At 31.9% G+C, this 21,502-nt stretch carries 20 protein-coding genes and 1 rRNA gene; 8 read left to right on the forward strand and 13 right to left on the reverse strand.

From position 1 onward, the window contains the following. Nucleotides 1–74 (forward strand): 5S ribosomal RNA (gene rrf, locus AC23L6_RS11035); the annotation flags it as partial. Between the two features lie 135 nt (nucleotides 75–209). Here rrf and AC23L6_RS11040 read toward each other — a convergent pair. Further along, nucleotides 210–566, reverse strand: a complete 357-nt coding sequence (locus tag AC23L6_RS11040) for a helix-turn-helix domain-containing protein (protein ID WP_487562959.1) — start codon at nucleotides 564–566, stop codon at nucleotides 210–212. A 665-nt stretch (nucleotides 567–1,231) separates the two neighbouring features. Between AC23L6_RS11040 and AC23L6_RS11045 the strand changes: the two genes are divergently transcribed. Next, nucleotides 1,232–3,379: a type I restriction-modification system subunit M gene (locus AC23L6_RS11045; protein ID WP_487565532.1), complete on the forward strand. Its 2,148-nt coding sequence runs from the start codon at nucleotides 1,232–1,234 to the stop codon at nucleotides 3,377–3,379. A gap of 62 nt (nucleotides 3,380–3,441) precedes the next feature. Further along, nucleotides 3,442–4,899 (forward strand): restriction endonuclease subunit S, encoded by a 1,458-nt coding sequence (locus AC23L6_RS11050; RefSeq protein WP_487562596.1) that lies wholly within the window; start codon nucleotides 3,442–3,444, stop codon nucleotides 4,897–4,899. Nucleotides 4,900–4,954: 55 nt separating this feature from the next. Here AC23L6_RS11050 and AC23L6_RS11055 read toward each other — a convergent pair whose 3' ends face one another. After that, on the reverse strand, nucleotides 4,955–5,389 hold the full coding sequence (locus AC23L6_RS11055; RefSeq protein WP_487562595.1) for a DUF4268 domain-containing protein: 435 nt from the start codon (nucleotides 5,387–5,389) through the stop codon (nucleotides 4,955–4,957). A gap of 78 nt (nucleotides 5,390–5,467) precedes the next feature. Here AC23L6_RS11055 and AC23L6_RS11060 point away from each other — a divergent pair, with 78 nt between their 5' ends. Together AC23L6_RS11060 and AC23L6_RS11065 are read left to right on the forward strand one after the other, a co-directional pair. After that, nucleotides 5,468–6,106: an NUDIX hydrolase gene (locus AC23L6_RS11060; protein WP_487562594.1), complete on the forward strand. Its 639-nt coding sequence runs from the start codon at nucleotides 5,468–5,470 to the stop codon at nucleotides 6,104–6,106. 49 nt (nucleotides 6,107–6,155) lie between these two features. Further along, nucleotides 6,156–6,968, forward strand: a complete 813-nt coding sequence (locus tag AC23L6_RS11065; protein WP_487562593.1) for a lysophospholipid acyltransferase family protein — start codon at nucleotides 6,156–6,158, stop codon at nucleotides 6,966–6,968. Between the two features lie 8 nt (nucleotides 6,969–6,976). Here the strand turns inward: AC23L6_RS11065 and AC23L6_RS11070 are convergent, their stop codons facing one another. Next, nucleotides 6,977–7,615: a hypothetical protein gene (locus AC23L6_RS11070; protein ID WP_487562592.1), complete on the reverse strand. Its 639-nt coding sequence runs from the start codon at nucleotides 7,613–7,615 to the stop codon at nucleotides 6,977–6,979. 6 nt (nucleotides 7,616–7,621) lie between these two features. Further along, a complete protein-coding gene (locus tag AC23L6_RS11075; RefSeq protein WP_487562597.1) occupies nucleotides 7,622–8,116 on the reverse strand; it encodes an RNA polymerase sigma factor in 495 nt (164 codons plus the stop codon). A gap of 264 nt (nucleotides 8,117–8,380) precedes the next feature. On the opposite strand from AC23L6_RS11075, the gene AC23L6_RS11080 reads away from it, so the two are divergent. Beyond that, entirely contained in the window at nucleotides 8,381–9,685 is a 1,305-nt protein-coding gene (locus AC23L6_RS11080) for an NAD(P)/FAD-dependent oxidoreductase (protein WP_487562591.1), read from the forward strand. A 9-nt stretch (nucleotides 9,686–9,694) separates the two neighbouring features. On the opposite strand, the gene AC23L6_RS11085 is transcribed toward AC23L6_RS11080, so the two are convergent. Continuing rightward, nucleotides 9,695–10,756 carry a DUF3810 domain-containing protein gene (locus tag AC23L6_RS11085; RefSeq protein WP_487562590.1) on the reverse strand — a complete coding sequence of 354 codons (1,062 nt, stop codon included), beginning with the start codon at nucleotides 10,754–10,756 and terminating at the stop codon, nucleotides 9,695–9,697. Between the two features lie 98 nt (nucleotides 10,757–10,854). Here AC23L6_RS11085 and AC23L6_RS11090 point away from each other — a divergent pair, with 98 nt between their 5' ends. Continuing rightward, nucleotides 10,855–12,318 (forward strand): aminoacyl-histidine dipeptidase, encoded by a 1,464-nt coding sequence (locus AC23L6_RS11090; protein WP_487562589.1) that lies wholly within the window; start codon nucleotides 10,855–10,857, stop codon nucleotides 12,316–12,318. Between the two features lie 41 nt (nucleotides 12,319–12,359). Here the strand turns inward: AC23L6_RS11090 and AC23L6_RS11095 are convergent, their stop codons facing one another. The 4 genes from AC23L6_RS11095 to AC23L6_RS11110 all read right to left on the reverse strand — a co-directional run bounded on the left by AC23L6_RS11095 (nucleotide 12,360) and on the right by AC23L6_RS11110 (nucleotide 17,000). Next, the gene (locus tag AC23L6_RS11095) at nucleotides 12,360–13,490 is read right to left on the reverse strand and encodes a hypothetical protein (protein ID WP_487562588.1); all 1,131 of its coding nucleotides are present in this window, start codon (nucleotides 13,488–13,490) and stop codon (nucleotides 12,360–12,362) included. Between the two features lie 73 nt (nucleotides 13,491–13,563). Further along, on the reverse strand, nucleotides 13,564–14,112 hold the full coding sequence (locus tag AC23L6_RS11100; RefSeq protein ID WP_487562587.1) for a PepSY-associated TM helix domain-containing protein: 549 nt from the start codon (nucleotides 14,110–14,112) through the stop codon (nucleotides 13,564–13,566). 4 nt (nucleotides 14,113–14,116) lie between these two features. Next, nucleotides 14,117–16,315: a TonB-dependent siderophore receptor gene (locus tag AC23L6_RS11105; RefSeq protein ID WP_487562586.1), complete on the reverse strand. Its 2,199-nt coding sequence runs from the start codon at nucleotides 16,313–16,315 to the stop codon at nucleotides 14,117–14,119. 184 nt (nucleotides 16,316–16,499) lie between these two features. Next, nucleotides 16,500–17,000, reverse strand: a complete 501-nt coding sequence (locus AC23L6_RS11110) for a DUF6265 family protein (RefSeq protein WP_487562585.1) — start codon at nucleotides 16,998–17,000, stop codon at nucleotides 16,500–16,502. 106 nt (nucleotides 17,001–17,106) lie between these two features. Here AC23L6_RS11110 and prfA point away from each other — a divergent pair, with 106 nt between their 5' ends. Beyond that, nucleotides 17,107–18,180: a peptide chain release factor 1 gene (prfA, locus tag AC23L6_RS11115; RefSeq protein WP_487562584.1), complete on the forward strand. Its 1,074-nt coding sequence runs from the start codon at nucleotides 17,107–17,109 to the stop codon at nucleotides 18,178–18,180. Nucleotides 18,181–18,378: 198 nt separating this feature from the next. On the opposite strand, the gene AC23L6_RS11120 is transcribed toward prfA, so the two are convergent. From AC23L6_RS11120 to AC23L6_RS11135, 4 genes are all read right to left on the reverse strand, one after another. Next, nucleotides 18,379–18,531: a lmo0937 family membrane protein gene (locus AC23L6_RS11120; RefSeq protein WP_487562583.1), complete on the reverse strand. Its 153-nt coding sequence runs from the start codon at nucleotides 18,529–18,531 to the stop codon at nucleotides 18,379–18,381. A 146-nt stretch (nucleotides 18,532–18,677) separates the two neighbouring features. After that, complete coding sequence (locus tag AC23L6_RS11125) at nucleotides 18,678–20,465, reverse strand: sensor histidine kinase (protein WP_487562582.1); 1,788 nt, start codon at nucleotides 20,463–20,465, stop codon at nucleotides 18,678–18,680. 7 nt (nucleotides 20,466–20,472) lie between these two features. Then, nucleotides 20,473–20,919, reverse strand: a complete 447-nt coding sequence (locus AC23L6_RS11130; protein WP_487562581.1) for a response regulator — start codon at nucleotides 20,917–20,919, stop codon at nucleotides 20,473–20,475. A gap of 8 nt (nucleotides 20,920–20,927) precedes the next feature. Beyond that, on the reverse strand, nucleotides 20,928–21,485 hold the full coding sequence (locus AC23L6_RS11135; RefSeq protein WP_487562580.1) for a helix-turn-helix domain-containing protein: 558 nt from the start codon (nucleotides 21,483–21,485) through the stop codon (nucleotides 20,928–20,930). Between the last annotated feature and the right edge of the window lie 17 nt (nucleotides 21,486–21,502).

The raw sequence follows: 21,502 nt of genomic DNA on the forward strand, positions 1-21,502 counted from the left end.
TCCCGAACAGAGAAGTTAAGCCCGCCAGCGCAGATGGTACTGCAGTTATGTGGGAGAGTATGTCGTCGCCTTTCTTTAGTCAGGTTGTCCAAAAAAGGACAACCTGATTTTTTTTATAGGAACGCCCTGTTCGCAAGCTCGGTTCGTCGCCTTTCTTTTAAAAACCCTATTCATTTTTGGATAGGGTTTTTTGTTTTTATTGTTTTAGATTATTCGATTGGATTATCAGGGGAGTTTAGGATTTGTGCCATTTGTTTGAGTTTAGATAAGGGCATAGTTTTGAGTTGTTCTTGCCAATCGGTGTTGTCTTGTGTTGGGATTAGTTTGTTTAGTGGATGGTCTTTTGCGATTGGATTGCTGTTGTCAGGCTTGTAGGCGAGTAACTCGTTGGGTTCGCAGTAGAGGGCTTTACAGATTATCTCTAGATTGTCTAAACGCATGACGTGGGTGTTGTTGTTTAGGATTTTGTGAGCTGTGTGTGGGGCGATACCAATTTTTACTAGAAAGGTATATGGTTTTTCTATTTGGCGGGCTTTAAAAATGGGTTTGAGGTTGAAGTATAGCATGATGTTGTTGTTTGAGTTATAGTTATGTATTGTAAAAGTATACAATATTATAATAAAATATAAAATGAAGTTTGTAAAAGTTAAAAATATTATTATAGTATCTAAAAATAGGTTAATCAAAACTAAATAAATTATTATAATACCTAAAAATATGTTAGTATAAATTAAATGTAATATTATATTATTTAAAATTATGTTTCTATAAATTAAAAATTTTATAGTATTATTTAAAAGTATTATGTTAAAAAGCAAAAGTATTTAGATAGTTATTTGTGTAGGGATGTAAATGTATATGGGTTCTCGATACATTTTTTGTTTCGTTTTACTACACAAAAAACACTCGAACTGACGGATTTAGTGACTGCCCCTAATGGATTGCATTATAAATTGATGTATCGTATTTTAATTACCATTGAAAAAACTATATTTGCTATTGAATGAAAATAAAATTATTGATATAAACTAAAGACATATAAAAATTAGCGTTTCGCTTTAAAATCCCGCTCCTGAAAGGTCGAAAATTTCAAATAGCACGGGGAAGTAAGAGTAGAAACGCCTACGGTAAAGCGTGGGCGTTCCTTTTGCTTTGTGCTATCGGTATTCGACCACCGCAGGAGCCAGCATTTGGAATTAGCCTGCGCCTCTTTTTTGTTACTTAACAAAGCATGAAACTTACCGATATTCTTAAAGATTCTAATTACAAGCTCACTCAGTTTAATGACGAACAGATAATGAAACTTGAAAATAGTTTGATTATTAAAGAGATTAAGGGTGTTGCTGTACCCTATTGTATTTGTTTGGTTCGTAAAAAAGAAATTAAGTTAACTCCTGAGGAGGCTGTTAGACAATTGTATTTGATGGTTTTGAATGAAGAATATGAATATCCGTTTGAACGAATGGAATTAGAATATTCTGTGAGTTTTGGTAGGGAAAAGAAACGCGCTGATATTGTGATTTTTGACAAACAAAATACGACTGCTGTAAATATTATGGTAGAATTGAAGAAGCCTAAACTTAAAGATGGTAAAGAGCAATTGAAGTCGTATTGTAATGCTACGGGTGCTCCAATTGGTATTTGGAGTAATGGTGATAGTATTTCATTTTATAACAGAAGAGACCCGAATTATTTTAAAGATATTCCTGAAATTCCGAAAGCATCACAAAAACTGACAGATGTTTTAACTGAAAGGTGGACAATTGACGATTTGATTGCAAAAGATAAATTGGTAAATGAGAGAAAATCGTTGAAAGATTTAATCTTGGAAATGGAAGATGAAGTTTTGGCTAATGCAGGAGTTGATGTTTTTGAAGAGTTGTTTCAGTTGATTTTTACCAAGCTTTATGATGAACTTGAAAGCACTAGAAATAAAGCTCGATTTTTAGAATACAGAAACTATGGAGAAACCGAAACCGAGTTAAGAAATAAGATTCAGAATCTTTTTGAAAAAGCTAAAGCCAAATGGGAAGGTGTTTTTACGGATAGTTCTAAAATTAATTTGACTCCATCACATTTGGCGATTTGTATTTCTTCGTTAGAAAGTATTAAGCTTTTTAATTCTAATCTTGATGTAGTTGATGAAGCCTTTGAATATTTGATAAACAAAAGCAGTAAAGGAGAGAAAGGGCAGTATTTTACACCTAGATATGTAATTGATTTGTGTGTGAAGATGCTCGACCCCAAAGCTGAAGAAACTGTAATTGATACTGCTGCGGGAAGTTGTGGATTTCCTGTGCATTCTATTTTTCATGTTTGGGAAAAACAGTTAAAAGCCAGAGGATTATCAAAAAGTCATTTATTTACCGCAGAGGAAAAGCAACCAGAGCAAACGGATTATGTAAAAGATAAAGTTTTTGCCATTGATTTTGACGAAAAAGCAGTTCGTGTTTCAAGAACTTTAAATTTGATTGCTGGCGATGGACAAACGAATGTTTTGCATTTAAACACGTTAGATTGGGAGCGTTGGGATGATAATTATAATGATAATACATGGAGTGATGTTTATGGAAATGGATGGAAGAACTTAAGAAAGTTACTTAAAAATCCGAAAGCAGAAATAGTTACTCATGAAGAAGAAAAGAACGGTAAAATTTATATAAAAGAAACTCAGCGCTACAATTGTCAAGATTTTCAGTTTGATATTTTGATGGCTAATCCTCCTTTTGCTGGAGACATCAAAGAAACTAGGATATTATCAAAATATGAATTAGGAAAAAAACCGAATGGTAAATACCAGACGGCAGTAGGTAGGGATATTTTGTTTATTGAGCGTAATCTTGACTTTTTGAAATCAGGAGGAAGAATGGCAGTTGTTTTACCACAAGGTAGGTTTAACAATAGTAGTGATAAAAATATTAGAGATTTTATTGCGGAGCATTGTAGGATTTTGGCAGTGGTGGGTTTGCATGGCAATGTTTTTAAACCTCATACAGGAACAAAAACGAGTGTGTTGTTTGTTCAAAAATGGGATGATGTTTTGTGTCCTAAAGTAGATGATTATCCTATCTTTTTTGCTACTATGCAGGAGCCTAGTAAAGATAATAGCGGGGAGAAGATTTTTGTAAAAAAGAAAGATTATCCTAAGTTGAAAGACCTCAGGGTTATGAATCCTGCACTCCAAGAAGGTGTTGCAGAGCCTGTTGACCATTATGATGAATTGCCACAAAATATTGATGAATATTTACTTGACAGTCATGGGCATTTGATAGTGAAGCATGATTTGTTTAATCACGATGGCATGACACAGGACGGTATAGCGGAAGCGTTTATTGAATTTGCGAAAAAAGAGCGGCTTTCATTTGTGGGAAAGGATTAAGCCCTTTTGATGAAACCCGATATAGGGAATTATTGAAAGGGCTTGAGGTTAGTGTTTTAAATTTGAGTGAGATAAATCAATTTAATGATAGGTTCAGATTTGACGCAGAATTTTTCAAAAAAGAATATATTTTACTTGAAAATAAATTAAAAAAGAGAAAATATAAACGCCTTTCAAGTATAGAATGTAAAATTATTCATCCTACTGAAATTAAGCGTGAGTATACTGAAGAAGAAGGTGTTTGGTTTTTCAGAACTCAGAATATTCGTCCTTTAAAAATTGAACAGTCTAATGATGTTTTTATATCAATTGAAGATGCAGTAAAATTAAAAAAGAACATTATTAAAAAAAATGATGTAGTAATTACAAGAACGGGTGCAAATTTTGGTCAAACAGCAATCTATAATATTGATAAAACAGCAATTGGTTCATCGCATACTTTTTTATTAAGAAATGAATATTTTAATCAATCTTTTTTAGCTGTTTTTTTTAATACAATTTATGGTAGAAAGTTAATAGACAAAGGTATGTATGGTGGTGCTCAACCAGAAATTGCACCATATTATTTATCAAATATCCCAATACCAGATTTTCATTTAAAATTTCAAATAAAAATAGAAAATATTCTATCTCAGTCTCAGAAAAAAATTAAACTATCAGAAGATAATTATTCTCAAGCAGAAGAAATTTTGTTAGAAGAAATAGAATTAAATGAATCAACAATAGCTCACCTGCCTTCTAAGCAAGCGGTCGAAGGTTCGAATCCTTCTGCGTTTAAAATCAGTAAAGTGGAGAAAGAGGAATTCTCCGCTCAAAACATCAATGTAAAAAGTTTTGCAACTAGTTTTGGACTTACTGGTAGATTGGATGCGGAATATTATCAGAAGAAATATGAAATTTTTATTGAAAAAATAAGGACATATAAGAATGGGTTTGAAACATTGTTTATAGCTTGTAATTTAAAAGATAAAAACTTTAGTCCTAAAGAAGACGAGGAATATAAATATATTGAATTGTCTAACATTGGAAAGTCAGGTGATGTAAATGGTTGCACTACTGAATTAGGAAAAAATTTACCGTCTAGGGCAAGACGACTAGTAAATACAAATGATGTTGTAATTTCTTCTATCGAAGGTTCACTTCAAAGTTGTGGGTTAATTAGTGAAGAATATAATAATGCATTGTGCTCAACAGGATTTTATGTAATCAATTCAAAAAAAATTAATTCTGAAACTTTAATAGTATTGTTTAAATCACCTTTGATGCAAAGTATAATGAAACAAAATTGTTCTGGTACTATCTTGACAGGAATGAATAAGGATGAGTTTCAAAATATCTTAGTTCCATTAATTGATAAAAAAGCACAGATAAAAATTGCTAAACTTATACAAGAAAGTTTTGCATTAAAAAAACAAAGTGAGGATTTATTAGAAGTAGCTAAAAAGGCCGTTGAGATTGCTATTGAGGAAAATGAGGAAATTGCGATACAGTTTATTGAAGAGCAGTTGAATGTTAATTAATATATTGCTTCCACCAAGGCGGACAAGTCGTGCCTCGTAATGATGAATAAATTACTTACTCGATGTCCTTAATAAACTCATCGTATTCCAAATAAAACAACTCTAAAGCGCTCATTTTTTCATTGAAGAAAGAAAAAATAGTATCCCAATAGTTACGGTTGCTTACTGAAATACTTGATTGTTCGACCCAAATGCGGCTGATAGTTTTTCCGTTTTCGAGGGTGTAGTTTTTTTCGAAAACCAAGTCGGGAATGAATTCTTCTTCTAGAATGCTTTTTAAAGCTTTGATTTTTTCAAAATACGCTAATCGTTTTTCTTCGTTGCGATGTTCGATGTCAATACTTACTTGCACCTTTTTATTATCTACAAAAAACTTAAAAGAGAAATCTTTAATTTTTGTATCGTATAAGACCCATTTGCGAGGATATTTTTCTGAAAAAGTTATCCAGAATTCTTGTTTTAATTGTTGGCTTTCTTGTTTAGAATACATATCGATACACTACGTTTATAGATAATTGAATTTGTTTATATTTGTTTTTATACTATAATGCAAAAATAAGCTTTGGTTATGGATTTTAACGATTTTATTATTTGTATTCCGAAAATTGAAAATGAAACTCTTCTTGCTGAGGCAGCACATGTAAAGATGATTCCACCAGAGCGAACGGAGTTGTTAAAAAAAATAAATATTCAAGAAAATAACCCTAAGAAAGCAGCTGTATTGATGTTGATGTATCCCAAGAATTCTAAAACACATTTGGCACTGATTAAAAGGAATTCGTATCTAGGTGTTCATTCCTCTCAAATTGCTTTTCCTGGAGGTAAGGTTGAAGCAAATGATTCGTCAATAATGTACACAGCATTACGAGAAACTCAAGAAGAAATAGGCATAGCTATGCATAAAATAAAAATTATCCGAGCTTTTACAGAAGTGTATATTCCTCCAAGTAATTTTATGGTTTTTCCGTTTTTGGGTTATGCTAATGAAGAGTTACAATTTACACCCGATTCTAAAGAAGTGGCTACAATAATAGAATTACCTATCGCTGATTTTTTGGACGATACTAGGGTAGTAAACAAAAAAATGGCCACATCCTATTCAGATGATATTTTAGTTCCAGCGTTTAAAATCCAAGAACATTATGTGTGGGGAGCTACTGCAATGATTTTAAGTGAACTGAAAGAAGTTTTAAAAAAAATCATATAAGTTATAAGTTTTTGTATGTTTGTAGCTAGTGTTTATAACTTAATTTATTATGGGGTTGTTGAAGCGAAATCCTTTTGGGCATATATTATTTATAAAAAAATGGTTAATCCGTATTTTTGCGGTTTTAACTCACAAACGATATAGAGGCTTTAACGAGTTGCAAATAGAAGGTTCTGAAATTATAAAGACACTTCCAGATACGAATGTTTTATTTATATCCAATCATCAAACCTACTTTGCTGATGTTGTTGCTATGTTTCATGTTTTTAATGCGAGCTTGAGCGGAAGACAAGATACTATTAAAAATTTAGGTTATATATGGCAGCCTAAGATGAATATTTATTATGTAGCTGCAAAGGAGACCATGCAAGCTGGGTTGTTGCCAAGAATATTGTCTTATGTAGGTGCGATAACTGTGGAAAGAACATGGAGGTCTAAAGGCAAGGATGTTACAGAAAAGCGGGAGGTGAATCCTAATGATACCGAAAATATTCGAATAGCACTAGAAGATGGTTGGGTAATTACTTTTCCGCAAGGAACAACAAAGTCGTTTAAACCTGTCCGAAAAGGCACTGCTCATATTATAAAACAACATAGGCCTGTTGTAGTACCTATAGTGATTGATGGTTTTCGTCGTTCCTTTGATAAAAAAGGACTTCGCATCAAGAAAAAAGGAATTTTACAATCTTTTATTATCAAAGAACCGATGCAAATTGATTATGATAACGATACCATTGACGAAATTGTAGAGAAAATTCAATATGCCATAGAACAACACCCCTCTTTACTCAAGGTAATTGCCCCTGAGGAAGTGAAAGCGCATCAAGACTTAGATCAACTCCGTAAATGGGAAACCTATTAGTGTACCGTTTATAAATCTATTTTTTTCAATTCTTTGTAGTTTGTATGTAGTTTTTTGAGTAAAATTCCGTACAAAAGCTTGTAAAATAACCAAAACAAACCCACTAGAATTATTGTAGCAAGAGCAAGAAAACAGAAAATTAGAAGTAAGGTATAATTGCTTTTTTCATGAGCCATTTTTTCTTTTAGGGCAATCATTTGTGGATTGTAAAAGAAAGCAATAGCATATCCCACAAAAACACTTAATGTTATCATTGTTAAGTTATACCAAACATAGAAATTTACAGTCCTTCTAGTGGTTAGGATGTCTTTCATTAATTGCTTAATGGAAACGGTGGTAGAAATTTTGACGTAATTTTTGTAAAATAGGTAGATAAAAGTGAGTATTACTGCATAATTGAAATAGTTAAACACTTCAAAATAGATAATTAAGTTTTCTCCATGTATCTTTTTAAAATAATCATCAGTATTGAAACAAACACTTATAGAAGTCCACAAGAGTACTTCTAAGACACTAATAATTACTATCCATTTTACAATTGAAGACGATTTTTTATGCAACATTTTATAAATCTCAACCTCCGAGACTTGTTCGAATGTATTCTCGCTTTTTTTCCAATATTTTTTTAATAAATCCAACTCTTCCATAGCTCCTTAGGGATTTAATATTTTTTTTAATTTTCCTTTAATTCGATTCATTTTTACCCTTGCATTCACTTCACTAATTCCTAATGTTTCAGATATTTCAGTGTAATCTTTATCTTCTAAATACATAAAAACTAATGCTTTTTCAATATCATTTAGTTGATAAACAGCCTGATACATCAGCTTTATTTGTTCTTCTTCCTCAAAATTATATTCCTCTTGACTTATAAAAAATTGATGCTTTTCGTAGTCGGTAGTTTGTATCGATTTGGTGTTTTTTCTATACAAAGTGATGGCAGTGTTAAGCGCTACACGATACGCCCAAGTAGAGAATTTACTGTCGCCTCTAAACTTTGGGAAGGCTTTCCACAACTGAATCGTAATTTCCTGAAACAAATCTTTGTGCGCATCATCTCCAGAAGTATACAATCTACAAATCTTGTGGATTATATTCTGATTCTCACGCAATTGTTTTACAAAAGATTGTTCTAAACCCTCACTCATACCTCCGTTAGTAGCCAAGCACTCAATTTTGTTACAAAATACAAAAAAAATCTGAAGCACAAATTTTTCGCCAATCCTAAAAGTCAGTCCCGCTTTACGCTTAATCTTTCAGGGCGAACCACGCCCTAAAAGGATACCGCTTCAATCGGGGCTAAGGAATAAAGCTTGGGAAACTCATTAAATTACAAAATAGAACTATCAAACTATACTTCAACATCCCTAAACTTCGTATCTTTGGATAACTACAATTTTGAATAACTAAATATGAATATTCCAAATTCACCCAATCCGAGAGTTGTTATAATAGGAGGAGGATTTGCAGGGATTGCATTAGCAAAAGGATTACGAAACAAGAATCTTCAAGTCGTACTTTTAGACAAACACAATTATCATACGTTTCAACCTTTATTGTATCAAGTAGCCACTGGAGGACTTGAGGCAGGGTCAATTGCCTATCCTATTCGCAAAGTAATTCAAGAATATAAAGATTTTTATTTCAGACTGACTTCTGTTGCTGAAATTGATACCAAGAACCAAAAAGTAATAGCAGAAATAGGCGAATTACATTATGACTACCTTGTAATCGCTACAGGTTCTAAGACTAATTTTTTTGGGAACAAAGAAATTGAGCGTAATTCCATGTCCATGAAAACCATTCCGCAATCGCTGAATATTAGAAGTTTGATTTTGGAGAATTTTGAACAAGCGGTCCTAACCAAAGATGCATCAGAAAAAGAAGCCCTGATTAATTTTGTTCTTGTTGGCGGCGGTCCAACGGGAGTAGAGTTGGCTGGAGCATTAGCCGAAATGAAAAAGGCCATTCTTCAAAAAGATTATCCCGATTTGAATATTGACACTATGCAAATCAACCTCATTCAGAGTGGTGATAGAATTTTGAATACCATGAGCGAAAAATCTTCAGAAGAAGCAGAACGTTTCCTCAAAAATTTAGGAGTAAAAATCTGGAAAAATGTTCGTGTTACCAACTATGATGGTCGCACCATAACCACAAATTCCGATTTGACTTTTGAAACGGCTACTGTAATCTGGACAGCAGGAGTAAAAGGCGCTTTAGTTTCTGGACTTGATGCCCAATCGTTAGTCGAAAATGTAAAGCGCATTCGCGTTAATGAATACAATCAGGTGAGAGGATATGAAAATATCTTTGCTATTGGCGACATTGCTATGATGGAAGCAGAACATTTCCCTGAGGGACATCCCATGATGGCACAACCTGCTTTGCAACAGGGTAAATTGTTAGGTGAGAATATTATACGATTACTTAACAAACAAAAAATGATTCCTTTTGAATATAATGACAAAGGTGCCATGGCAACTATAGGACGAAATAAAGCTGTTGTCGATTTACCAAAGTATCATTTTAGTGGCGTTTTTGCTTGGTTTGTTTGGATGTTTGTGCATTTGTTTTCACTCATCGGATTCAAAAATAAAGCGGTAGTTTTCTTGAATTGGGTGTATAATTATGTTAAGTTTGATCGTGAAGGACGCTTAATCATTCGTCCTTATAAAAAGAAAAGTTTTGTTACGTTTACCACTGATGAAGTGTAATACTGAAGCTTATAATTGTTTCTCTGAATAATAATTCACTAACAAATCCACAAATTTGCTATAACTCTCTAAACCGTCTTTTTGTTGATTTATCTTTAAGAAATGGTCATAAAAAATTTTGAATCCCGTTTCAACGAAACTTTCGTACTGTTGCCAAAATACTTTATCTTCTTTGAAATTTTCTAGAATTCCGGGGTTTAATTTTTTTAAAAACAATTGAGCTTTAGTTTCATCTTGCGCTTGAATAGCACTCAAACAATATTTCAAAGCCAAAGCATATCCAGAATATTGAAAATACAAATCCTTATTTTTAATAGTAGCCAAAAATCCAATAAAATTGCATTCACTTTCGCTGGCATAACCCATTTGATGTGCCATTTCGTGACAAATTACTATTGGGAAACCATATATTGGTAATTTGTCATTTACCTGAGCTTCATTGGTAAATGGATTCAAATAACCACCAAAACCCATATAGGTTAGAGGCAAACTATACAGTGATTTTTTAATACTTGGCGTTTCATACTTAAAATAAGAATATTCATTTCCCAGAGCAGTATATCCATTTTGTGTCATGGCAAAAAGCTGTTCTTGAGAGTAAGGATTTACCACTTTCAATGCTTTATTTTTGGTAATTTTAAATTGAATCACATTGGTTTTTGCAATTAATTTATCGGTAAAAGTCAATAACTCTTTTGTGGTGTAGTCTCTTTTAATTTTCATTTTTTCAAAAAGAGGCTGGCGGTAATAATTCAATCCCCAAAGCAGATGAAAGAAAAAATAAAATACAGACAAAGCACTCAAAACAGTTAAAAGATTATTTTTCCATTCCTGTTTCCAAGATCTTCTTTTATTCCATATCCATCTGATTATTATGAAGATGAGAACAGAGTATATTGCATCTCCAACTGAAAAAGGGATTCTGCCAAGTGTAAATCTGAAAAATTCTGAAATAATCGGATAGCATCCATTGCTGTAAAAATGTTCAATACTTTCAGGGAAAAAGGAGAGTAGTTGCAAGACAACAATTTGTACAAATAATAGAAAAGGAAGAATATGCTTGCGTTTCACATCATCGAATTTGATTCGTAAATATAATTACAAATCAATTAGTATCGAATAAGAAATGAAACTTTGTAACTTTGGAAAATACAAATTAAAAATATACAATGAGTCAAGAAATAAGAAACTTAGAACCTAAAGCCCTTTGGAATAAATTTGCCGATTTGAACGCGGTTCCTCGTCCGTCAAAAAAGGAAGAACGTGTTATACAATTCATTAAAGACTTTGGAAATCGTCTCGGATTAGAGACTTTTGAAGATGAAATAAGAAATGTTATTATACGAAAACCAGCCACTTCGGGAATGGAAAATCGTAAACCAATAGTACTGCAAGGGCATTTGGATATGGTGCACCAAAAAAATAATGATACTCATTTTGATTTTGATGCACAGGGAATTGAGATGTATGTTGATGGGGATTGGGTTCGCGCTCGCGGTACAACGCTTGGTGCAGATAATGGTCTTGGAGTGGCTGCGATTATGGCAATCTTAGAGAGTTCAACTATTTCACATCCAGCAATTGAAGCGCTCTTTACTATTGATGAAGAAACGGGAATGACTGGGGCTTTAAACCTAAAAGGCGGAATTCTAAAAGGAGAAATTCTTTTGAATTTGGATACCGAAGAAGACGACGAAATTGATATTGGTTGCGCAGGTGGCGTTGATGTTACTGCAACAAGAAGTTATAAAGAAGAAGAAGTTCCAGAAGGTTCAGTTGGGTATACCATTACCGTAAAAGGATTAAACGGCGGACATTCGGGAATGGATATTCACAAAGGTTTGGGAAATGCCAACAAAATCATGAACCGTTTATTATTTGATGGTTTTGAGAATTTTGGATTGCAAATTTCAGAAATTAATGGTGGAGGTTTGCGTAATGCGATTCCGCGTGAAAGTATAGCAAAAGTGATTGTAGCTTCTATGTATGACGAGGCCTATATATTTGACATGCAAGAAATTATTAATGATATTAAATTTGAATTTAAAACCACAGAACCTAACCTTACTATAGAAATCGTAAAAAGTGATTTGCCTCAAAAAGTGATGGATTTAGGGGTACAAGAAGGCTTGCTTCGGGCTATTTATACCGCTCACAATGGAGTATATAGAATGAGTGCTGATATGGCTGATTTGGTGGAGACTTCAAATAATATTTCTAAAGTTGTGGTAAAAGATGGTACGATTTCAATACAAAATTTGACACGTTCTTCTGTTGAAAGTTCTAAGATGGATTTGGCCAATGCCTTGCGATCGGCCTATGAATTATTTGGTTGCGAAGTAGAATTTTCAGGAAGTTATCCTGGTTGGACTCCAAATGTACAATCGGAAATACTTGATGTTTTGGTGCATATTTATGAAAAACAAAATAATGAAAAGCCAAAAGTTGTGGCATGTCACGCCGGATTAGAATGTGGAATTTTAGGGACGAATTACCCTGATATGGATATGATTTCTTTTGGGCCAACGATTCATGGAGCACACAGTCCTGATGAACGAGCAAGTATTTCGTCTTCTCAGAAATTTTGGAAGTTTTTAGTGGAGATATTGGAGAATATCCCAGAAAGAAAATAGAATTTTAAATGATTGAAAACCGCTCATCACTGAGCGGTTTTTTATCTCAAATCATTTTTTGTCTTACCATTCTTTTGACTAATAAAATGTTCATTTGGTAAATAAAATTGTTTTAATTCTTTTAAATCCGATATTACTTCAATTTTACCTTTATAGTTTTCTGGCTTTTCAAATAAATTAGCAATCATTTGTATAGTCGCATTTGGATCTTGATATATAATTTTTTTAATTTTATTCGGATGCATTTTATTAAATAGAAATTGATCAATATTTCTGTTGAAAGCAGGAAAGGAATAGCCAATAATTATTAAAACATCTGTTTGATGCATTACTTCAGATATTTTTTTTAAAAAAGAATCTTCTAAATTATCATCTAAATTATGCTCCCAAGCATATTTAATATGACCATTAAAATCTGTTGATTTATCAATTACTGCTTGATGTAAATTTTCATTATTAATCCAATAATTATCTAATGTATTAAATCGATTTTCTGAAACTCCTTCGGTAATATTATAAAACCCTCTGTGTCCATTTAAATGGAATACGTCATTGACTTCTTTATTATCTTCTTTAAATTTAAATTGATTATCGACATCACTACAATTTATATCATTATTTTTCAAAAACATTTTAAATGTTTCTTCTAATTGTAAATCATAATTCCATGATATAAACTTGAAATCATTGTTTAATTTGATTTTTCCATTATTATCTTTGTCAAGTAGTATTGAAAATAAAGATTTATATCTATTGTCTATTTTGTTGAATTTTAAATTTTCATCTTTGATTTTTCTTGAATAAGATTCGAAATAAAAATTTTCCCATAGATCAAAAAAGATGCTCACGCTCATTTTTAATAAGTTTAGTTCATTTTCTTCACCATTTAAGAATAATTTTCTTGCATATGTATCAATTGTGTTATACTCTTTTGCCATTTCACCAAAATGCCCCATCCACCATAAAATCTTATATTCATTCTTATTAGAAATACTGAGATGGCTTTTATCAATAAAGTCATAATTTTTCCATACACCATCACTTATTTGCATTATAGCTAATCTACTTATTTCCTTGTTAGCAATTTCGATCATCTTCTCAGCTTGTTCTTCCAAAATTGGACATGCATAATAACTCGCACCAGCTCCTAATAAATATGTGATTTTTGTCATTGATTCTTCTTTTTTATAAAGATAGATATTATTTGCAAAAAAAAACACCTCAAATATGAGGTGTTTCTCTATTTTATACGAACAAAAGAATTAAAAGCGGTACTATCAATCCCGCCAAAGCCAACTTCCAACCGCGTTTGCTAAAAGTATTTTTACCAACTTTAATCATAATGGCACCTGTGATGGCGATTGTAATTAAAGAAATTCCAAAAATATCACTGTAGTAAATCCACCAATTAGAATTGTTTTTATGCAACTTCATAGTTTGACTTATAATTGGTGTTTTTGAAAAGGTAACAATTTCACCTTTACCCGTTTTTAAATCAATTTCCACATCATTTTTTTCAAAAGAAATTTTCAATTCGTCTTTTTTAACTTTATGACGGCGTATTTTGTCATCGATACCTAACTGCTTTCCAAGTTCTTCGGCATACTTCTCAGTAATTTCAGTATCTCTTGGAATGTTGACTGATATTTGTCTGGTTTGAACAGTATATTTTTCGGGATGCCAGTGTTCTCTGTGATTCATTAAGATTCCTGAAAAGGCAAAGGAAATAATTAATCCGATGTAGAAATAGCCTAAATCGCGGTGTAAGTTTCTAGTATTTAATTGTGAAATCATATTTTTAAAATTTGTATCGTAAAGAGGTTAGTATTTGTCTAGGTGCAATTGGATTTACACTGTAATTTTCATGTACAGTATAGTTTAATTCGTTTGTAATATTAGATAATTTGCACAACAATGAAAACTGTTTCCAATTATATCCAACAGAAAAATCAATTGTAGTATAATCTGAAAGTGGAATTTCTCTATCATTGATACTAGTTTCAAAGGTAGTTGGGTTTACTACAATTTGATTGTTCCATCCACCAACACGTTTGCCTATATAATTCCCAATTGCTCCTAATGAGATACCTTTTAACTTTCCGCTAGGCAAAGTATAAAAGAAACTCAAGTTTGCTGTATTTGCAGGAGTTCTCACTAACCTGTCACCAACAATAAAGCTTCCGTTTGTATTTGCCGTTTTAGTATATCTCATATCATTGTAACTGTAACCAGCATTGATGTTTAATCCTTCTAGTGGTCTTGCGGTGATGTCAATTTCAATTCCTTTGCTTTTTGTTTCTCCGCCCAATACTTTTATTGTTGTATCGGTATTGATTGAACCATCTGCCTTAAATTCAGCGGTTTGTGCTAAATTATTGTTGGTTATTTGATACAAAGTTACATTTGCGCTGAGGAAATTTTTCCAGAAATCATTTTTAATTCCTACTTCGTATTGGTCTATTATTGATGGATCTAAAACTTTTCCATCTACAGTTGTTCCAGTGTTGGGAGTAAAAGAATCAGAATAGCTGGCAAATAAGGAAGTGTTTTTTGTTGGTTGATAGACAATTCCAACTTTTGGTGAAAAAGCTACATCTTTTTGTTTCACACCATCAATAGTTTGATTAGGATTTACTGTCAAATTATACGTTACAGGTTGTGATTCTTGCCAAGACCAACGTATTCCAGCAAGAACTTTCAGCTTCTCTGTTACAGCAATTAAGTCTTGTGAATAAACTCCAAAACGATTAGTAGTTGTTTTTACGATTCTAGTATTGGTGCTTTCTGGAATACCAGTTCCTTGATTAAAATTATCAAAGTCGAAAATGTTCCCACTGCCATAAGTTGTTGGATTAAAAACAAAAGTATAGGTCTGCGCAAAAGAATTTTCAAAATCGACTCCAGTGAATAATTGATGTTTTAATTTACCAGTTGCGAAATTACCTTGTAAACTCAATTGTTCTGAAGCAATTGCCTCTTCATTTCTATTTTGACCTAATGGACGGCTCCAGCTTCCGTCTGTATTTGGTTGAATACGCTCCGTTCCTTTAGAAATTCGAGTATAATCTTGAAATGAGGTATTAAAGTTTAGCTTCCAATTAGGATTAAAATCATGCTTTACTAAACCAGAAATACTTGTTTGTTTGGTTTGCCCATTTGACCAAGTTGCTCCCATATAGAGGTTACGTGGTAAATCGATTATTTTTTTTCCAATGATAGCCGTACCAAAATCGGGTGTCCAATCATCATGCAGATAATCTCCTTGCAGAAGAATCTCCGTTTTTTTGCTTACAGCGAAAAGTAGGGAAGGATTTATGTAGTAACGTTCCTTTTTAACGATATCTCTAAAACTCTCGGAATTTTCATAAGACCCATTAAAGCGATAGGCGATAGTTTTATTTAATGGTCCATAAAAATCTAAAGAAGGTTTGTAAAAACTATAACTTCCTGCTTGCATTGCAATCTCTCCTCCTTTATGAAAAGACGGAGATTTAGTCACCATATTCAATATTCCTCCTGGTGCGACATTTCCATATAACAAAGCAGCACCTCCTTTAAGAATTTCAACTCTATCTAATGACGATACCTCAGGAATGGAACCACTATTAAAGCGAAAACCATTTTTAAACATATTGTTAGCAGTCATATCATATCCTCTAGACCAAAAGGATTCTTGAGCGCCTCCTCTTGCAGAACCAATATAAACACCATTGGCATTTCTGATAACATCACTGAGTCTTATAGCTTGTTGTTGTTCTATTATTGTACTTCCAATAACTTGGAAATTTTGTGGTAAATCCATTGGTTTTATCCCAGAACGAATTACGGAAGGATTTTTTTGTTGGTTTGCCGTAATGGTAATCTCTTGTAAGGTACCGCCTCTTTTTTTCACGGTATCGTTCGAGGCATAAAGGTCTTCATAATTTTCTGTTTCTTGTGCGAAACTAGCGACTCCGAAGAATAGAGCAATGAATGGAAGTACTGTATGTATTTTCATTTATTTAGATTGATTTAAAATAATAATGCAAATATATCTAGCTGTTTTGAATCTACAAAATTTATTTAGACTAATTATAAATAAAAATAAAAAATAGTTTATAAGGTATTGAATAGTAGAAAAATAGAAGAAGATAAAATGTGTTGGTGGTTGTAAATTTTATGACTTTTTAAAATAGTATATACTATTTTCTATTCATTGGATAGCTATCTGAACACAGTTTACCTTCTAGTATCCCTGAAATAGTAGCGACTAAATTATTGTTGTCTACTTTTTTATAAATTATCTTCTGAGGATAATCATGCGAAGGGTTTTCAAAAGTATAACTGTTATCAGTTAGGGTAGTCAATTTAAAATCAATTGACTTATCATTATTCTCACCAATTATTTTTGCTGAGTAAGTGATGACATCATTTTTTTGAGTGAGTAAAATGGTTTCATTATGCAGTGTGTCTTCCTCCTTTATAAAAAAACTTCTGGCTGAAAATGTGCTATCGTTTTCTTTAACCCAAATTTCTTTTAAAGTTCCTTCGGGCATTTTATTTTCCCAAGTAGCGATGAGCCAATCCATTTTTCCTAGTTGCTCGTATTTATTTTCAGATTTATTTTGACAAGACACGAGCACAAGTAAACCTGAAGAGCAAACCAAAACGATAAATACAACAATTCTATTAGTAAATTTCATATTACAGTTTTAAACACTACAATACTATAAAAAATCTATCAACTTTACACGTTCAACTGAAGACTTTTTACTATTTTTGCACTCCAAAAACAGAAAGTGTAAGAGCATGTTAGAAAGATTGCAATATGTAAAACAACGTTTCGACGAAATTTCAGATTTGATTATTCAACCTGATGTTATTGCCGATCAAAAGCGCTATGTTCAGTTAAATCAGGAATATAAAAGTTTAAAAGCGTTGATGGATAAGCGTGAGGAACTTATAAATATTACCGGAAATATTGAAGAAGCCAACGAAATTATTGCTGATGGTTCCGATGCTGAAATGGTAGAAATGGCAAAAATGCAATTGGATGAAGCAAAAGAAAGATTGCCAGAACTTGAAGAGGAAATTAAATTCATGTTAATTCCTAAAGATCCTGAGGATGCTAAAAACGTGATGGTTGAAATACGTGCAGGAACGGGTGGAGATGAGGCTTCAATTTTTGCTGGAGATTTATACAGAATGTATACTAAATATTGTGAAAATAGAGGTTGGAGAACTTCTGTGGTTGATATGAACGAAGGAACTTCTGGTGGTTTTAAAGAGGTTATTTTTGAAGTAACTGGTGAAGATGTTTATGGGACATTAAAGTTCGAGGCGGGAGTACATCGCGTTCAACGTGTGCCGCAAACAGAAACACAAGGGAGAGTTCATACTTCTGCTGCTACGGTTATGGTTTTGCCTGAAGCCGAAGAATTTGATGTTCAAATTGACATGAATGATGTGCGTATCGATTTTTTCTGTTCGTCAGGTCCAGGAGGTCAGTCGGTTAACACTACAAAATCGGCAGTTCGTATGACGCACATACCAACAGGTCTTGTGGCGCAGTGTCAAGATGAAAAATCGCAACATAAAAATAAAGATAAAGCACTGACCGTATTACGTTCTCGTTTATATGAACTAGAATTAGCTAAAAAGCAGGATGAAGATGCTAAAAAACGGAACTCACAGGTAAGTAGTGGAGATCGTTCGGCTAAAATACGTACCTACAATTATGCTCAAGGCAGAATCACAGATCATCGAATAGGTTTGAGTATTTTTGACTTAGATGGATTCATGAACGGAAATATTCAGAAAATGATTGATGAACTCCAGTTGGTTTCAAATACCGAAAAATTAAAAGAAAGCGAAGTTTTTTAATAGGAAGTAAAACAAATATTTACAGAGAAGATAAGGGAGTCTCAAAACAATGAGATTCCCTTTTTTGTTTTTTTCTTTAACAGAAAACAAACAGAAATAGTCTGAATTAATTTGAAAATAGGTTTCATTTTGAGTATTTCATTGAGAAATTCTCATAGAAAATTTTGATTTTTTAGTTGTGAGACAGCCTCATTTTTATTACAAGTCCTTTCCTTTAATAACCCTTAATAGTATAGCAATAATTGCAACTACTAAAAGAATATGTATTAACAATCCAAGGTCGTAAATAAAAAAACCTATGCCCCACAATAGTACTGATATTGCTGCTATTGAGTAAAGTGAATTTTGCATGAATTTTATTTTTAAATTAATAAATTATATAAAATTGCATTACAAAGTTGCAAAATAATAGAATAATCTTATTTACATTATTTTCAAATTAAGTTACATAACTTTATTATGAATAACGGATTTAATAAACAAGTTATAGAGTTCTTTTATATTACAGGTAGATAAATAGTGAATTTTGAACCCATATTTAGTTTGCTTTCAGCAAAAATATATCCTCTGTGGTTATCGGCAATTTTTTTACATATTGCTAATCCGATTCCAGTTCCTGAATATTCGTTTTTGTTGTGAAGTCTACTAAAAAGCATGAAGATTTTTTCAGCATATTCTTGTTCAAAACCAATTCCGTTGTCTCTGAAGGTAATTTTATGGAATTTTAAGATTGTTTTAGTTGAAATTCGTTCATCAGTCTCGGAATTAATTTTCTCATATAAGATGTTAATAACTGGAGCTACATCTGTTTTGCTGTATTTTAAGGAATTGCTAATGAGATTGGTGAAAAGCTGTTGAATTTGAAACGGAATAACTTTTGAAGTTGGTAATTTTTCACAGGTAATAATCGCTTTTTTTTCTTCAATGCTTTGGGATAATTCTTGTTTTGAATTTTCTAAAAGCCTATTTAAATCAATATTTTCAAAAACTTTTTCGGTTTTATTAGTTCTTGAAAATTGTAGTAAATCGTCAATTAACAATCGCATTCGATCAATTGCATTTTGAATTCGAGTCATGTATTCTTTTCCAGAATCACTAAAATTGTTTTCTTCTTTGTCTGCAATTCTTGAAATAAAAGTTTGTATTTTTCTCAGAGGCTCTTGTAAATCATGACTCGCGACATAATTAAAAGCAGATAATTCTTTGTTGTTGGCTTCTAATTCTTTATTTCGTTCTTCAATTAATTGTGTTGCTAAATATTCTCGAGTAATATCATTAGTTATTCCAATAATTATTTTATTTCCTAATCGGTCTGTTAAAGACCTTGCAATATCACTTAAATATCTAATTTCTCCATTTTCTTTGATAATTCTATAGGTGTAAGAAGGTAAGTCTTCATTCACAATCATTTTATTAACATTATCAACAACTTGATTGTAATCTTCTGGATGAACATATCTTAAAAAATTTTCTAAGGTTGGTTCAAACGAATTTGGTTCACAACCAAATAATCGGTATTCATTATCTGAAAAAAAATATTTATTTTTCTCTAAATCATATTGCCAGCTCCCAAAATTACCCACAATTTCACCCATTTTACTTGACTCATCAGCAATAACTAATTTAGAATTTGAAGTTTTTAGACGTTTCAAATCCTTACTTATTCTAATAAATGAAATAAAAATTAAGAATAGGGTTATTAATAAAGTAAAGTAAATAATAATCGGTGTGAATTGCATAGTCGATTTATAATCTGCAGTCCTAGTTTTGAATAGATAATCTTCAATTCTATTCATTTCATTAATATGATTCCGAATACTATCCATCGTTGTTTCTCCAATTTTTAGATTGCGAAGAAATTCATTTTTTTTATTTTGGGTGTTTAAAAAAAGATAGATATTTTTAGATAAATAATTTTTACATTTATTAATTAAAAATCTAAGTTTTACAATATTTCTTTGTTGTTCGGGATTATCTTTTGTTAACTCAATTAATTTTTTAAAGGACTTTTCAATTTTAATTCTAGATTCATTATAGGGTTTTAAATAACTAGAATCTTTAGAAAGTAAAAATCCTCGTTGTCCTGTTTCTGCATCTTTTATGTATGAAATTACCCTCTCTAATTCTAAGGAAACATGATAGCTTCGCTCTACATAATAAGAAGTTTTTTTAATGGATATTAAATGTTTTAATGTGATTCCCGATATGAAAAATATTATGAAAATGGATAATACAAAAACGAATTTAAAAAAAACAGGAGAATTATATAAGTTATTGATTTTCATAAATGAATTACATTCTTAATAAAAAATTGTCTTTATTTAATCCTGAAGTATGGTATTGCCAGTTTATAGTAACTACATCTGAGAGTATTTTTTTAAGCACACTAAAATCGTTAGGTTTTTTTATGTAGATATTGGCTCCTTGCACAAAAGTATCTTCAATATCTTCTTCAGATGAAGAAGTTGAATAAATAGCAATTGCAATATCTTGAAACTTACTATTAGACCTAATTTCAGAAAGGCACTCTTTCCCTGATTTTCTTGGCATATTCAAATCAAGAAACAAAATATCAGGCAAAATAGCATCAGGCTGATTAAGGTAATTCATAAGATCAACACCATCATTATAGGTTTGAACTTTTGTACAAATCTTTAATTCGCTAAAAGCATCTTTAAAAAACAATTGGTCGTCTTCGTCGTCATCGGCTAAAATGATATAGCTATATTCTTTGGCCATTGAATGGATTATTTTTGGTTGGCAATTTCTTTCCTTTTTTGAATTATTCGTTGGAAAACCGAAGGTGTAATTCCTGTGGTGTTTTTAAATTGTGTGCTCAAGTGCGCCACACTTGAATAGTTTAGCTTATAGGCAATTTCGGTCAAGGTCAATTCGTTCGAAATAATCATTTGTTTGGCTATTTCAATTTTTTGAATGATAATAAAATTTTCAATGGATGTATAAGTTACTTCAGAAAAGACATTTGAAATATATCCATAACTGTTCTGGAGCTTATCCGATAAATATACCGAACTTTTTATCGAAATTGATTCTTGGTTTTGAATCATTTCGATAATAGCATCTTTAATTTTTTGCACAAATATTCTCTTCTGACTTTCGACAATTTCAATCCCGTTTTGAGCAAAAATAGTATTGATTTCGAGTTGTCTTTCCACTGATAATTTGTCTAATAGCTCAATTTCTCCAAAAGCCAAACATTTATAGCGAAAATTGGATTCCTTGAGTAAATGCTCCAAATAATTTTTTACAATCGTATTAAAATCGAATTTTAAAAATAATTTCATTAATTAGGTTATTTCGG

The organism is Flavobacterium sp. R1_16 (assembly GCF_057652095.1).

Coding starts and splice junctions, on each gene's coding strand:
- AC23L6_RS11080 (WP_487562591.1), top strand. CDS start 8,381: ATGAATATTCCAAATTCACCCAATCCGAGAGTTGTTATAATAGGAGGA.
- AC23L6_RS11055 (WP_487562595.1), bottom strand. CDS start 5,389: ATGTATTCTAAACAAGAAAGCCAACAATTAAAACAAGAATTCTGGATA.
- AC23L6_RS11060 (WP_487562594.1), top strand. CDS start 5,468: ATGGATTTTAACGATTTTATTATTTGTATTCCGAAAATTGAAAATGAA.
- AC23L6_RS11045 (WP_487565532.1), top strand. CDS start 1,232: ATGAAACTTACCGATATTCTTAAAGATTCTAATTACAAGCTCACTCAG.
- AC23L6_RS11110 (WP_487562585.1), bottom strand. CDS start 17,000: ATGAAATTTACTAATAGAATTGTTGTATTTATCGTTTTGGTTTGCTCT.
- AC23L6_RS11090 (WP_487562589.1), top strand. CDS start 10,855: ATGAGTCAAGAAATAAGAAACTTAGAACCTAAAGCCCTTTGGAATAAA.
- prfA (WP_487562584.1), top strand. CDS start 17,107: ATGTTAGAAAGATTGCAATATGTAAAACAACGTTTCGACGAAATTTCA.
- AC23L6_RS11135 (WP_487562580.1), bottom strand. CDS start 21,485: ATGAAATTATTTTTAAAATTCGATTTTAATACGATTGTAAAAAATTAT.
- AC23L6_RS11125 (WP_487562582.1), bottom strand. CDS start 20,465: ATGAAAATCAATAACTTATATAATTCTCCTGTTTTTTTTAAATTCGTT.
- AC23L6_RS11105 (WP_487562586.1), bottom strand. CDS start 16,315: ATGAAAATACATACAGTACTTCCATTCATTGCTCTATTCTTCGGAGTC.
- AC23L6_RS11120 (WP_487562583.1), bottom strand. CDS start 18,531: ATGCAAAATTCACTTTACTCAATAGCAGCAATATCAGTACTATTGTGG.
- AC23L6_RS11065 (WP_487562593.1), top strand. CDS start 6,156: ATGGGGTTGTTGAAGCGAAATCCTTTTGGGCATATATTATTTATAAAA.
- AC23L6_RS11100 (WP_487562587.1), bottom strand. CDS start 14,112: ATGATTTCACAATTAAATACTAGAAACTTACACCGCGATTTAGGCTAT.
- AC23L6_RS11095 (WP_487562588.1), bottom strand. CDS start 13,490: ATGACAAAAATCACATATTTATTAGGAGCTGGTGCGAGTTATTATGCA.
- AC23L6_RS11075 (WP_487562597.1), bottom strand. CDS start 8,116: ATGAGTGAGGGTTTAGAACAATCTTTTGTAAAACAATTGCGTGAGAAT.
- AC23L6_RS11130 (WP_487562581.1), bottom strand. CDS start 20,919: ATGGCCAAAGAATATAGCTATATCATTTTAGCCGATGACGACGAAGAC.
- AC23L6_RS11040 (WP_487562959.1), bottom strand. CDS start 566: ATGCTATACTTCAACCTCAAACCCATTTTTAAAGCCCGCCAAATAGAA.
- AC23L6_RS11070 (WP_487562592.1), bottom strand. CDS start 7,615: ATGGAAGAGTTGGATTTATTAAAAAAATATTGGAAAAAAAGCGAGAAT.